13 protein-coding genes are annotated in these 13520 nt (G+C 69.2%); 11 read left to right on the plus strand and 2 right to left on the minus strand.

Annotated elements, in window-relative coordinates:
- Positions 1-150 precede the first annotated feature (150 nt).
- The 10 genes from ACWDV4_RS03205 to ACWDV4_RS03250 all read left to right on the plus strand — a co-directional run bounded on the left by ACWDV4_RS03205 (position 151) and on the right by ACWDV4_RS03250 (position 9126).
- Complete coding sequence (locus ACWDV4_RS03205; protein ID WP_449974444.1) at positions 151-840, plus strand: 50S ribosomal protein L25/general stress protein Ctc; 690 nt, start codon at positions 151-153, stop codon at positions 838-840.
- A gap of 71 nt (positions 841-911) precedes the next feature.
- Entirely contained in the window at positions 912-1502 is a 591-nt protein-coding gene (gene pth / locus ACWDV4_RS03210; RefSeq protein WP_449974445.1) for an aminoacyl-tRNA hydrolase, read from the plus strand.
- 173 nt (positions 1503-1675) lie between these two features.
- Complete coding sequence (locus tag ACWDV4_RS03215; protein ID WP_449974447.1) at positions 1676-2509, plus strand: 3'(2'),5'-bisphosphate nucleotidase CysQ; 834 nt, start codon at positions 1676-1678, stop codon at positions 2507-2509.
- 48 nt (positions 2510-2557) lie between these two features.
- Positions 2558-3478, plus strand: coding sequence for a sulfate adenylyltransferase subunit CysD (cysD, locus tag ACWDV4_RS03220; protein WP_449974449.1), 921 nt, complete (start codon positions 2558-2560; stop codon positions 3476-3478).
- On the plus strand, positions 3478-4794 hold the full coding sequence (gene cysN, locus ACWDV4_RS03225) for a sulfate adenylyltransferase subunit CysN (RefSeq protein WP_449974450.1): 1317 nt from the start codon (positions 3478-3480) through the stop codon (positions 4792-4794). The genes cysD and cysN overlap by 1 nt, the downstream gene beginning before the upstream one ends.
- Before the next feature lie 59 nt (positions 4795-4853).
- Positions 4854-5849 (plus strand): hemolysin family protein, encoded by a 996-nt coding sequence (locus ACWDV4_RS03230; protein WP_449974452.1) that lies wholly within the window; start codon positions 4854-4856, stop codon positions 5847-5849.
- 92 nt (positions 5850-5941) lie between these two features.
- A complete protein-coding gene (trpS, locus tag ACWDV4_RS03235) occupies positions 5942-6967 on the plus strand; it encodes a tryptophan--tRNA ligase (RefSeq protein ID WP_449974454.1) in 1026 nt (341 codons plus the stop codon).
- A gap of 186 nt (positions 6968-7153) precedes the next feature.
- Complete coding sequence (locus tag ACWDV4_RS03240; RefSeq protein WP_449974674.1) at positions 7154-7669, plus strand: 2'-5' RNA ligase family protein; 516 nt, start codon at positions 7154-7156, stop codon at positions 7667-7669.
- Positions 7670-7700: 31 nt separating this feature from the next.
- On the plus strand, positions 7701-8621 hold the full coding sequence (locus ACWDV4_RS03245) for a YihY/virulence factor BrkB family protein (protein WP_449974456.1): 921 nt from the start codon (positions 7701-7703) through the stop codon (positions 8619-8621).
- A 58-nt stretch (positions 8622-8679) separates the two neighbouring features.
- The gene (locus tag ACWDV4_RS03250; protein ID WP_449974458.1) at positions 8680-9126 is read left to right on the plus strand and encodes a hypothetical protein; all 447 of its coding nucleotides are present in this window, start codon (positions 8680-8682) and stop codon (positions 9124-9126) included.
- A 108-nt stretch (positions 9127-9234) separates the two neighbouring features.
- Here ACWDV4_RS03250 and ACWDV4_RS03255 read toward each other — a convergent pair whose 3' ends face one another.
- Together ACWDV4_RS03255 and ACWDV4_RS03260 are read right to left on the minus strand one after the other, a co-directional pair.
- On the minus strand, positions 9235-10896 hold the full coding sequence (locus ACWDV4_RS03255) for a glycoside hydrolase family 13 protein (RefSeq protein ID WP_449974460.1): 1662 nt from the start codon (positions 10894-10896) through the stop codon (positions 9235-9237).
- A 103-nt stretch (positions 10897-10999) separates the two neighbouring features.
- Positions 11000-12076, minus strand: a complete 1077-nt coding sequence (locus tag ACWDV4_RS03260) for a LacI family DNA-binding transcriptional regulator (protein ID WP_449974462.1) — start codon at positions 12074-12076, stop codon at positions 11000-11002.
- A gap of 194 nt (positions 12077-12270) precedes the next feature.
- Here ACWDV4_RS03260 and ACWDV4_RS03265 point away from each other — a divergent pair, with 194 nt between their 5' ends.
- Positions 12271-13518, plus strand: a complete 1248-nt coding sequence (locus ACWDV4_RS03265; protein WP_449974463.1) for a sugar ABC transporter substrate-binding protein — start codon at positions 12271-12273, stop codon at positions 13516-13518.
- Positions 13519-13520: the final 2 nt, after the last annotated feature.

A 13520-nucleotide genomic window follows, 5' to 3' on the forward strand; every position in this document is an offset into this window, starting at 1 on the left:
CCTGCGGGCCGCTAGAGGAAATGCCGCACGGAGGCACCGTCATCGACGCGGTGCTCTGGGTCGAGCGTGAGACGTGAGCGCCCCAGCGAGCCCCTCGCCCAGCACCGCCAGCCGACGTTCCGCCGCAGCGACCGTATCAGGAGTTTTGTCGTGTCCGAGGTAAAGATCAGCGCCGAACCCCGTACCGAGTTTGGCAAGGGTGGTGCCCGTCGTACCCGTCGGGCCGGCAAGGTGCCCGCCGTGCTCTACGGCCACGGCGAGAAGCCCAAGCACATCGCGCTGCCCGCGCGCGAGTTCGCCGCCGCCATCCGTAAGGGCGGTGCCAACCAGCTCTTCGCGATCGAGGTCAGCGACGGGACCCAGGCGCTGGCGCTGCCGAAGGCGATCCAGCGTGACCCGATCAAGGACACCTTCGAGCACGTCGACCTGCTGCTGGTGCGCCGGGGCGAGAAGGTCGCCGTGGAGGTTCCGGTGCAGCTGACCGGTGAGGCCGCTTCCGACACGCTGCTGGTGCACGAGCACGCCACCCTCGCGGTGACCGCCGAGGCGACGAAGGTGCCGGACCACCTGGAGGCCTCGATCGAGGGCCTGGAGGCCGGCTCGCAGGTGCTGGCCCGGGACGTGAAGCTGCCGGCCGGGGTCGAGCTGACCGCTGACCCGGAGCTGATCGTCGCGGCGATCACCGCGGCCCCGACCGCCGAGCAGATCGCGGCCGAGCTGGGCGAGGTCGAGGAAGAGCCGGCTGAGGCCGAGGCTGGCGAAGAGGGTGCCGAGGGTGAAGAGGGCGTCGCTGCCGCCGAGGGCGAGGAGTCCCCGGAGCGCGAGCGCACCGAGGCCTGACCGATTCCGTCTCAACAGGCACTCCCGACTGCTCGGGGGTGCCTGTTCGAGTTTTCGCCGAGGATGTGAAGGTGACGGACGAAGCACAGCCGTGGCTGGTGGTCGGGCTTGGCAACCCGGGCAAGGAGTACGCCCGGAATCGCCATAATGTCGGGTTCATGGTGGCGGAGTTGCTCGCCGGGCGGATCGGTGCGAAGTTCGGCCGGCATCGTCGGGCGGTGGCTGAGGTGGCCGAGGGGCGGCTCGGTCTGGGCGGGCCGAAACTGGTGCTCGTCAAGCCGTTGACGTACATGAACCTGTCGGGTGGGCCGGTTGCCGCGTTGGCCCAGTTCTTCAAGGTGCCGCCGACTCAGGTGATCGCGGTGCACGACGAGCTGGACATCGACTACGGCCAGTTGCGGGCGAAGAGCGGTGGCGGCGAGGGTGGCCACAACGGGCTGCGTTCGATGACCAAGTCGCTGGGGACGAAGGACTACCACCGGGTACGGTTCGGCATCGGCCGTCCGCCGGGTCGACAGGACCCAGCCGCCTACGTGCTTTCCGACTTTTCCGCTGCCGAGCGCAAGGAGCTGGAGTTCCTGGTCGACCGGGCGGCGGACATGACGGAGTCGATTGTCACTCGTGGCCTGGAGTGGACACAGAACGCCTATCACGGTTCGTGAGCCAGGGGGCCGGACACTCGCGCTGTTGGGCGGTCGCGCTGCGGCAGGGGCCGGTCCCGGTAGTCTGCGGGCAGGGCGCGGACCGGTCTGTCGGCCGCGGGCGGATGCCCCACCGGTCGGTCCGGTGAGGAGGCGATCGTGGCTGTGATGCGTACCCGTGTGGTGGTTGGCCGATGCTGACGGACCCGCCGGGGAACGACGACGCTGGTTTCGCCCGATGGCTGGCGGCGCGGGCCGGGCGGGCGTTGCTGGAAATCCGTACGGAGTTGGGCTACGCCGATTCCGGTGCGCTGAAGGCGGCCGGTGACAAGGTCTCGCACGAGGTGCTCCGTACGGAGTTGGCCCGGTGGCGGCCGGCGGATGCGGTGTTGTCCGAGGAGGACGAGGGTTCCCGACTGGCCTGGACCGCCGAACTGGGGGCGGGGGCGGTACGCCGGCTGAGCGCGGACCGGGTGTGGATCATCGATCCGTTGGACGGGACACGGGAGTTCGCCGAGGCGGGGCGGGCGGACTGGGCGGTGCATGTGGCGCTCTGGGACCGGCGGTCGGCCGGGACCGGGCACGGGTTGGTTGTCGGGGCGGTGGCGCTGCCCGCCCGGGGCCGGGTGCTGGGGGCCGACGCGCCGCCGCCGTACCCGCCGACGGGGGAGTCGACCGAGCCGGGCGGGACGATCCGGCTGGCGGCCAGTCGTAGCCGGCCGCCGGTGTTCCTCACCGACTTCGCTGACGAGGTCGGCGCGCAACTCGTACCGATGGGGTCGGCGGGGGCGAAGATCGCCGCGGTCATCGACGGCGAGGTGGACGCGTACGTGCACGCCGGTGGCCAGTACGAGTGGGACTCGGCAGCCCCAGTGGCTGTGGCGACGGCCACGGGACTGCACGCTTCCCGAATCAACGGATCCGCGCTGCAATACAACGAGGCGGATCCGCGACTGCCGGACCTGTTGGTGTGTCGTACCGAGCTTGCTCCGCGACTGCTTGCGGCGCTGCGGCGTCATTCGAGGTAGTCTGTCGGCGTACTCCTGACTTAACCAATCGGAAAGGTCTGGAATCGCATGGGCGAGCGGAGTGGAGTCGGCGCGTACCGGGTGTCCCACCTGGATGCGCTCGAAGCCGAGAGCATCTTCGTCATCCGGGAGGTGGTGGCCGAGCTGGAGCGCCCGGTCCTGCTCTTCTCCGGCGGCAAGGACTCCATTGTCATGCTCCGACTGGCGCAGAAGGCGTTCGCCCCGGCCAACATTCCGTTCCCGGTCATGCACGTCGACACCGGGCACAACTTCCCCGAGGTGCTCGAATACCGCGACCAGCGGGTCGCCGAACTCGGCCTGCAACTGGTGGTGGCCAGTGTGCCCGACGCCCTGGCGGCCGGGCTGGTCCAGGAGACCCCGGACGGGACCCGCAACCGGATCCAGACCCCGGTGCTGCTGGCGGCGGTGGAGACGTACCGGTTCGATGCGCTCTTCGGCGGCGCCCGGCGCGACGAGGAGAAGGCCCGCGCCAAGGAGCGGGTCTTCAGCTTCCGGGACGACTTCGGCCAGTGGGATCCAAAGAACCAGCGTCCCGAGCTGTGGTCGCTCTACAACGGCCGGCACCATCCCGGCGAGTCGATCCGAGTCTTCCCACTGTCCAACTGGACCGAGCTCGACGTCTGGCACTACATCGCCCGTGAGCGGCTGCCGCTGCCGGCCATCTACTACGCGCACGAGCGTGAGGTGGTCGAGCGGGACGGGATGCTGTACGGGGTCAACGAGTTCCTCCGGCCCCGGGCCGGCGAGGAGACCGGCAAGGCGCGGGTGCGCTACCGCACGGTCGGGGACGCCTCGTGTACGGCAGCGGTTCGCTCCGACGCCGACACGGTGGAGCAGGTGATCGAGGAGGTCGCGGCGACCCGGGTCACCGAGCGGGGCGCGACCCGGGGCGACGACCGGGTCAGCGAGGCCGCGATGGAGGACCGCAAACGGGAGGGCTACTTCTGATGTCGACTGCGACGAACGCGGTCCCGGCCGCGACGATTGGTCCGGTCCCGGAGAGCCAGACGATGGACCTGCTGCGGTTCGCTACCGCCGGCAGCGTCGACGACGGCAAGTCGACGCTGATCGGCCGGCTGCTCTACGACACCAAGTCGCTCTTCACCGACCAACTCGCGGCGGTGGAGGCGGTCAGCGCCGCCCGGGGCGACGAATACACCAACCTGGCGTTGCTCACCGACGGCCTGCGGGCCGAACGGGAACAGGGCATCACCATCGACGTGGCCTACCGCTACTTCGCCACCCCCCGGCGGAAGTTCATCATCGCCGACACCCCGGGACACATCCAGTACACCCGCAACATGGTGACCGGGGCGTCCACCGCCGACCTGGCGTTGATCCTGGTCGATGCCCGCAAGGGCCTGGTGGAGCAGTCCCGCCGACACGCCTTCCTCTGCTCGCTGCTGCGGGTGCCGCACCTCGTCCTCTGCGTCAACAAGATGGACCTGGTCGACTGGTCCCAGGAGGTCTTCGAGCGGATCGCCGACGAGTTCACCGCGTTCGCCGCCAAGCTGGACGTACCCGACCTGACCGTGGTGCCGATCTCCGCGCTGCGCGGCGACAACATCGTCCGCCGGTCGGAGAACATGCCCTGGTACGAGGGCCCGTCGCTGCTACACCACCTGGAGCGCGTACACATCGCCTCGGACCGCAACCTGGTCGACGTACGGTTCCCGGTGCAGTACGTCATCCGGCCCCAGTCGACCACGGTCACCGACTACCGGGGCTATGCCGGGCAGGTCGCCTCCGGCGTACTCAAGCCCGGTGACGAGGTGATGGTGCTGCCCTCCGGGTTCACCAGCCGGATCGCCTCGATCGATACCGCTGACGGGCCGATCGAGCAGGCGTTTCCGCCGATGTCGGTGACCGTACGGCTGACCGACGAGATCGACATCTCCCGGGGTGACCTGATCTGCCGGCCCCACAACGCCCCGGCCGTCAGCCAGGACATCGAGGCGATGATCTGCTGGATGGACGAGAGTCGGCCGCTGCGGGTCGGCGCGAAGTACGCCATCAAGCACACCACCCGGTCGGCGCGGGCGGTGGTACGCGGACTGCACTACCGGCTCGACGTGAACTCGCTGCACCGGGACGAGGCGGCCACCGAGTTGACGCTCAACGAAATCGGCCGGGTGCGGCTGCGTACGACCGTTCCGCTGCTCGCCGACGAGTACCGGCGCAACCGGACGACCGGCGGCTTCATCGTCATCGACGAGTCGAGCAACCGCACCGTCGGCGCCGGGATGATCATCGACACGCGTTGACGTCTGGGTCGGCTCGGATCGGGGTACATCGGCCGTCGCGGTGTCTACCATCTAGTGGCATGCGGGTATCTGGCAGTACCAGGCCCCGGCGTCGAGCGTCGGGGCGCACTCTGCGACAGCCCGGGCCGGTGGCCCGGGGCGCGGCCCGGCTCGTCGTACGCGGCGCCGACGCGGCCACCCGGCTGGTCACGGCACTGCTCGGCGCGAGTCCGGTCGCCGGCCGGGAACGGATCAGCGAAGCCGAACTACGTGACCTGGTCGCCGGGAACACCCTGCTCGATCCGGTGGAGCGCCGGATCATCGACGAGGTGCTCGTCGCCGGGGCCAGTTTGGTCCGCGAGGTGATGATGCCGCGTACCGAGGTGGTCTTCCTCGACGTACGGCTGACCCTCAAGGAGGCCGCCCAGTTGGCCCGGGCGGAGACCCACACCCGATATCCGGTGGTGGACGGAACACCCGACGACATCGTCGGTTTCGTACACCTGCGGGATGTGCTGCTCCGCCCCGACGGCGACGGACTGGCCACCGTCGCGGAGATAACCCGGGAGGTCAAGCGGCTGCCCGGCAGCAAGCGGGTGCTGGCCGCGTTGACCGAGATGCGCCGGGAGCGACAGCATCTGGCGGTGGTGGTCGACGAGTACGGCGGCACCGCCGGCATCGTCACCCTGGAAGACCTGATCGAGGAACTGGTCGGGGAGATCCACGACGAGTACGACAACGCCCCCGAACCGATCCTCGGTGGGCTGCCGGCGGTGGTGGACGGCCGGCTCAACCTGTCGGACTTCGCCAAGCGCGCCGGGTTCGTGCTGCCGGCCGGCCCGTACGAGACAGTCGGAGGGTTCGTGATGGCGGCGCTGGGCCGGCTGCCTGCCAGCGGTGACGAGGTCCACGTACCCCCGGAGGAACCGGAGCAGGGCGGCTGGATGCTGCGGGTGTTGACCCTGGACGGCCGTCGGGTGGCCCGGGTCGGCGTCTCCCTCACCCACCTCCCCGGGCAAAGGAAGGGCCCCTTCTTATCGCATTCTGTAGAGGAAGGGCCCCTTCCTAACCGCTGAGCACGATCTCGTGCTGTCCCCGTTCGATGCGGCGATGGGCTGGTGCGGGGGCGTCACGCGCCGCGCTCCGGGATGCTGACAGAATCGTCGGCATGTCCGACGTACCGGCCCGGCCTCGGGTTCTCTCCGGCATCCAGCCGACCGCCGACTCGTTCCACCTGGGCAACTACCTGGGCGCGGTGCGCAACTGGGTGGCGCTACAGGAGACCCACGACGCCTTCTACTGCGTAGTCGACCTGCACGCCATCACCGCCGGCCACGATCCGGTGGTGCTGCGGCGGCGAACCCGGGTCGCGGCGGCGCAGTTGCTCGCCGTCGGGCTGGACCCGGAACGGTGCACGCTGTTCGTGCAGTCGCAGGTGCCCGAGCACGCCCAGTTGGCCTGGGTGCTGGACTGTCTGACCGGCTTCGGTGAGGCGAGCCGGATGACCCAGTTCAAGGACAAGTCGGCCAAGCAGGGTGCCGAGCGGGCCAGTGTCGGGCTGTTCGTCTATCCGATCCTTCAGGCCGCCGACATCCTGCTCTACCAGGCGGACGCGGTGCCGGTCGGCGAGGACCAGCGGCAGCACCTGGAGTTGACCCGGGATCTGGCGCAGCGGTTCAACAACCTCTTCGGCGCGACCTTCACGGTGCCCGAGGCGTACATCGTGCGGGACACCGCGAAGATCACGGACTTGCAGGACCCGAGCAGCAAGATGTCCAAGTCGGCCTCGTCGCCGGCCGGAATCATCGAGCTGCTGGACGAGCCCGCCAAGTCGGCCAAGAAGATCAAGTCGGCGGTCACCGACACCGGTCGGGAGATTTTCTACGACCCGGAGCAGAAGCCGGGCCTGTCGAACCTGCTCACCATCTACTCGGCGTTGACCGGCCGCACGATCGACGAGCTGGTCGAGGCGTACGCGGGCAAGGGGTACGGGGACCTCAAGAAGGACCTGGCCGAGGTGCTGGCCGAGTTCGCCCGGCCGATCCGGGAGCGGACCAACCTCTACCTGGACGATCCGGCGCAGCTGGACAAGGTGCTGGCGGCCGGTGGGGAGCGGGCCCGCGCCGTCGCCTCGACCACCCTGCGGACCGTGTACGACCGGGTCGGCTTCCTTGCGCCAGCGAGGAACGACTAGCGCGGTCTCGCGCCAGCGAGGAACGACTAGGGCGGTCCTGAACTAGCCCGGTCCTGCCGGCCGGGGACCGACCGGCGGCCCCGCACAGTGGCGGGGAAACCGGATAGCGTGGACATCGACGGTAACGACTGGTGGGATGAGCGGAGCGTGGATCGCACGGACGGGACGCCGGAGGCTGGCATCGCGATGACCCAGGTCGGCATCGCGGTGGACATTCCTGAGCCCTGGGGTAGCTACCTCACCCGTCGTCGGGCCGAGGCGGGCGACCCCCAGGCGGCGTTCGTACCGGCGCATCTGACGCTGCTCGGCCCGACGGAGATCCCGCTGGCCAGCCTCTCGATGGTCGAGGAGAGACTGGCCGAGGTGGCCGTCGCGCATCCGTCGTACACCCTGCACCTGCGGGGGACGGGCACCTTCCGGCCGGTCACCGAGGTGGTTTTCGTGGCGGTGGCGGCCGGGATCAGCGAGTGCGAGCTGCTGGCGGGGGCCATCGGGGCGGTGCCGGAGCTGCAACGGGAGCACCGATTCCCCTACCACCCGCACGTGACGGTGGCGCAGGATGTCGCACCGGAGGCACTGGACCGGGTGTACGAGGATCTTGCCGGTTTCTCGGCACGGTTCGAGGTGACCGCGTTCACCCTGTTCTCGCACAGCGGGGAGGCGCGCTGGCAGCCCCGGCGAGACTTCCGGCTGGGTGGGTGACAGCCCGCCACGGGTGGGCAAGGATGACGGCGTGAACGCCTTCGACCGGGCGGTGGCCGGCATCGCGGATCGCCTGGCAGCGGCCCGCCGTCGGTCCCGGGTGTTCGACCATGTCTGGCGGGCCGGGCAACGCTATGTGGACGTGCTGGGCGGCCGGCTCGCCGCAGCGATCGCGTACTACGGGTTCTTCGCGGTGTTCGCGCTCGGCCTGGTGGCGTACTCGATCTTCGGGGCGATCCTGGAGTCTGTCGACGAGGTCAGCTTCGCCGCTGCGGACTTCCTCAACCAGAACCTGCCGTTCCTCAATCCGCAGCAGATCGAGGAGAGCAGCGGCAACGTGGGCGTCGTCGGCCTGATTCTGCTGATGATTACCGGTGTGGCCTGGGTGGAGGCGATTCGGTCGTCGCAGCGGCTGGTCTATGGCCTGGAGCAGCAGCCGGGCAACCCGCTGGTCCGGTGGCTGGTCGACTTCGCGGTGCTGATCGGGGTGTTCCTGCTGCTGGGCCTGTCGATCGCGGCGATCGACGCGTTGGAGTCGTTACTGCGTTGGCTGCTCAGCAGTACCGGATCGGTCGGTCTGCTGATCGTCAGCGGGGGGCTGAGTGTGTTGGTCAACGTCATTCTCGCGGCGGCGCTGCTGATCGCGGTGCCCCGGCTGCGGATGACCGTACGGCGGCTGCTGCCGTCGGTGTTGCTGGTGGCACTCGGCATCACCCTGCTCAACACGATCGGCCGCTACTACGTGGTACGGACCGAGCGGAACCCGGCGTACGCGGTGGTGGCCGGCGCGGTCGGGCTACTGCTCTACCTGTATCTGCTCAACCAGTTGCTGATCTTCGGCGCGGCGTTGGCCGCGACCAGTAACCGGGGTCGGGTCGTCGACCTGGCGACCGGCCGCCGACCCCCGCTGGCCGAGGCCGAGGCAGAAGGGGAGGACACCGGGCCCGGCTGAGGTGGGCAATTGGGGCAAATGGCATTAATGCCTTGGTCTTGCTCGCGATGATGGACCGGTGGGCGCACTCGTGACATTGGAGTTGCCGGACGACTCCCCGCTACTCGAACTGCCGTGGATCATCACCATTGGTCCGCTCGGCGAGGACGACGACTGGGAGCCGGTGGTCTGCGGCCCGTACGAGCGACCACACGCGTTGGCGCTGGCCGAGTCGGTGGTAGCCGACGAGGAGCTGATGGCGGTGGTCGAACCACTGCTGCCCGCGGTCTCGGCGGACGAGATCCGCAGCGAGATCATCTCAGCCCGGGCCGTCGCCGAGGACGAGTTGGCTCAGGTCGAGGCAGCCGATCTCTACGGCGATTTTGAGGACACCGTGGACGAGGAACTTGAGGCGCTCACCGAGACCGATCAGGCGGGGGCACCGGTAACCCTGCCGCCGAGCGAGCAGGAACTGCGCGCCGGGTTCGCCCGCATCGCTGCCCGGCTTCCCGGGATGGCGGGCTGAACCGCGGCCTGCGCGGCCGCGTTCGCCCACTACCCCGGTCCGGAAGCGGCCCAGCCGCCCGTCGGCGCGGAGCACAACGGACGACCAGGTAACAGTGGACTACCCGAATCAGGGCCGTTCGAACCAGGCCGCAGCGTCGACCGGCAGCATCGGCTGCCCGCTGGACTCGTCGAGCGGCTCACTGGCCAGGATCAGGTTGCCATGGTCGGCGACCCGGATCGGGGCATCACTGAAGTTGACCACGCAGACCAGCGCGGGCGCGTCGGGCGTTGCGGCCCGGCTGAAGGCCAGCACCTCCGGCTCGGTGGTCAGCCAGGTCAGGGCGTCGGCCCCGGTGTCGCCGGCCGGGACGTCGACCAGTGCCGGGTGGTTCCGGCGGATCCGCAGCGCCGCGCGGTAGAGCTCCAGCGTCGACGCCGGGTCGCCGGTCTGGGCGGCCACCGACAGGTTTGCCCAGGTCGCGGGGGCCGGCAGCCAGGAGAGTTCGCAGCCGGCCGGTCCGAAGCCGTACGGGGGCAGCTCGCCGCTCCACGGCAGTGGCACCCGGCAGCCGTCCCGGGTCTGGCCGGTGCGCAGGAAGGCCGGGTCCTGGCGTAGCTCGTCGGGGAGGTCCAACACCTCCGGCAGGCCCAGTTCCTCGCCCTGGTAGAGGTAGGCGCAACCGGGCAGGGCGAGCATCAGCAGGGCGGCGGCGCGGGCCCGGCGCAGCCCGACCGGGCCGTCGCCGTACCGGGTGACGTGCCGGTGCTTGTCATGGTTGGAGAGCACCCAGGTGGTTGGCGCACCCACGATGGTGGACTCGGCCAGCGCACTGTCGATCACCTTGTGGAACGAGTCGGCCGACCAGGTGGCGTCCAGGAAGTCGAAGTTGAACGCCTGGTGCAGTTCGTCCGGGCCGATGTAGCGGGCCAGCCGCTGCGGGGTCTCGGCCCACGCCTCGGCGACGGCCATCCGCCCGCCGGGGTAGCTGTCCAGGATCGGCCGCCAGGCCCGGTAGATGTCGTGCACCTCGTCCTGGTCGAAGTAGGGCAGCCGACCCCGGCCGAGCAGTTCGATCTGGGGCGCGCCGTCGGCGGAGGTACGCCCGACGTCCGGCAGCCCCTCCTGCTTGATCATGCCGTGGGCCACGTCGATGCGGAACCCGTCCACGCCCCGGTCCAGCCAGAATCGCAGCACGTTCTCGAACTCGGCGCGTACCTCTGGGTTGCGCCAGTTCAGGTCAGGTTGGGCGGGGTCGAACAGGTGCAGGTACCACTGCCCGTCGGGCACCCGGGTCCAGGCCGGTCCGCCGAAGATGGACTCCCAGTCGTTGGGTGGCAGTTCGCCGTCGGCGCCCTTGCCGTCGTGGAACATGTAGCGATCCCGCTCGACCGATCCGGGCGCGGCGGCCAGCGCCTCGACGAACCACGGGTGCGCGTCGGAGGTGTGGTTCGGCACGATGTCCACGATGAGCCGCAGCCCCAGGGCATGCGCCTCGCTGATCATCTCGTCGAAGTCGGCGAGGTTGCCGAACATCGGGTCGACCTCGCGGTAGTCGGCCACGTCGTAGCCGCCGTCGATCATCGGCGATCGGTAGAACGGGGTCAGCCAGAGCGCGTCCACCCCGAGGTCCCGCAGGTACGGCAGCCGGTCACGGATACCGCGCAGGTCACCGGTGCCATCCCCATTGGAGTCGGCGAAGCTGCGTACGTACACCTGGTAGACGACCGCGGACCGCCACCAGTCGGCGTCGGTGGTGGTGGAGGGGGTACGGCTGCTGGCGGCAGTCATGGTTGCCTTTCCCGTTCTGCTGGCACCGGAGGGAGATGCCAATGCAGGATGCCGGGCCAGCGTTGCAAGAGTCAAGCAATTCTTGCGCAAGAAGTTGCTGTCGTCAGGCAGGTACGGACACCGTGGGCGACTGGGCGACGGCCCCCGGTGTCGGGTTGGTCGATCGGCTTGGCGCAACCGCAGTCGATTGCCGGACCACCAGTTCGGGTCGGAAGACGTACTCGGAGTGGGGTGCCCCGTGGCCGTTGATCTCGTCGACCAGGGCGCGGACCGCCGCCACCGCCATCGAGATCACCGGCTGTCGCATGGTGGTCAGCGGCGGATCGGTGAAGGCGATCAGCGGGGAGTCGTCGTAGCCGACCACGGACAGGTCGCCGGGCACCGACAGGCCCCGGTGCCGGGCGGCCCGGATCGCGCCGAGGGCCATCAGGTCGGAGCCGCAGACCAGGCCGGTGATCCCGCGGTCCAGCAGTCGGCTCGCGGCGGCCTCGCCGCCCTCCACGCCGAACAGTGACAGTTCGGTCAGCTCGTCGATCTCGGCGTCGTCCACCCCCACCAGTCGGCGCATGGCAGCCGTGTAGCCAGCGAGTTTGCGTTGTACCGGACTGAATCGGGAGGGGCCGGTGATCAGGCCGATCCGGCGGTGCCCGAGCGCGACCAGGTGCGCCACCGCCAGCTCGCCGGCTTCCCGGTCGTCGCAGGAGACGAACGGGGCCGGGACTCCGGGAACGTAGCCATTGATCATGACGATGGGCATCGGGCGGGCGAGCAGGGTGCGGTAGCGCTCGTGGTCGGCAGCGGTGTCAGCGTGCAGGCCGGAGACGAAGACGATGCCGGAGACCTGCCGGTCGAGCAGCATCTCGACGTACTCGTCCTCGGTCACCCCGCCCGGGGTCTGGGTGCACAGCACCGGGGTGAAGCCGGTCTGGGCCAGCGCCGACTCGATGCTCTGGGCGAAGGCCGGGAAGATCGGATTGTCCAACTCCGGCACCACCAGGCCGACCAGGCCAGCGCTGCGCTTACGCAGCCGGGCCGGTCGTTCGTAGCCGAGTACATCGAGGGCGGTCAGTACGGCCTGGCGGGTTTCCGAGGCGACCCCCGGGCGGTCGTTGAGCACCCGCGACACCGTCGCCTCGCTGACCTGAGCCTGTTGGGCGATATCGGACAGTCGTGCGCGCATGGCGGAACTGTAACCCAGGGGCATCTTCCGATGCGGCCGCCCTGCAAGCTCTTCCAAAACCTGAAAACTCTTGCTAACGTCCCGGAAACATCCGGGAGTAGCGGCGCGGCTATCCGGCGCCGACGGCAATAACATCCCCCAAACCCCCTGGTTGGGCCGTCCCGGCGGATCCCGCCACTACGACAGGAGTACCGATGCGCATCCGTACTGCGGGTGTCGTCGCCGCCGGGCTTGCCCTGGTGCTGGCCGCCGGTGGCTGCGGCGGCGGCGACGAGCCGGCCGACGAGAAGACCACCAAGGCCGACGGTGGCAAGCTGGTGATCTGGGCGGACGACAAGCGCACCGCCGCCCTCAAGCCGTTCGCCGACAAGTTCGGCCAGGCCAACGGGGTGACGGTCGAGGTGCAGGCCGTATCCAAGGACCTGCAGACCAACTTCGTCACCGCCTCGCAGCAGGGCGGCGGTCCGGACGTCGTGGTCGGTGCCCACGACTGGATCGGCAACCTGGTACAGAACGGCGCGATCGACCCGGTGCAGCTCTCTGCCACGCAGAAGAGCAGCTTCAACGAGAAGGCGATCAAGGCCACCACCTTCAACGGCCAGATCTACGGCGTGCCGTACGCGATGGAGAACCTGGCCCTGATCCGCAACACCGAGCTGGCCCCCGAGGCGCCGAAGACCATCGAGGAACTCGTGGCCACCGGCAAGAAGCTCCAGGCGGAGAAGAAGGTCAGCGAGATCCTCTGCCTACAGGTGGGGCAGACCGGCGATTCCTACCACATCTACCCGTTCTACACCTCCGGCGGTGGCTACCTCTTCGGCACCGCTGCCAACGGTGACTACGACCCGAAGGACCTGGGCGTCGGCAAGCCCGAGTCGATCGCGGCCTTCGAGAAGATCAAGGCGCTCGGCGAAAAGGGCGTGGGTGCGCTCAAGCGCTCGATCACCGGAGAGAACTACAGCGCCACCTTCACCGGCAAGAAGTGCGCCTTCATGGTCTCCGGACCGTGGGCGGTCACCGACGTGAAGAAGGCGAACATCAGCTACGACATCACGTCGATCCCCGGCTTCGCCGGTGGCAAGGAAGCGCAGCCGTTCATCGGTGTGCAGGCGTTCTACGTGGCGGCCAAGGGCAAGAACAAGGCGCTGGCGCAGGAGTTCGTGGCCAACTACACCACCCAGCCGGACCTGGCGGTGGCGCTCTACAACGCCGAGCCCCGTCCGCCGGCGCTGACCGCGGCGCTCGACCAGGTCAAGGGCAGTGACCCGGATCTGGCCAAGTTCCTGGAGGCCGGCAAGAACGGCCACGTCCTGCCGGCGATCCCGGCGATGGCCGCCATCTGGGACCCGTTCGGCAAGGCCCAGGCGGCGATCGTCGGTGGCGCGGACGCGGCCAGCACGCTGACCGCCGCGGCCAAGACCATCTCGGACCAGATCAAGTAGCG

It is taken from the genome of Micromonospora sp. NPDC003197 (genome assembly GCF_053590565.1).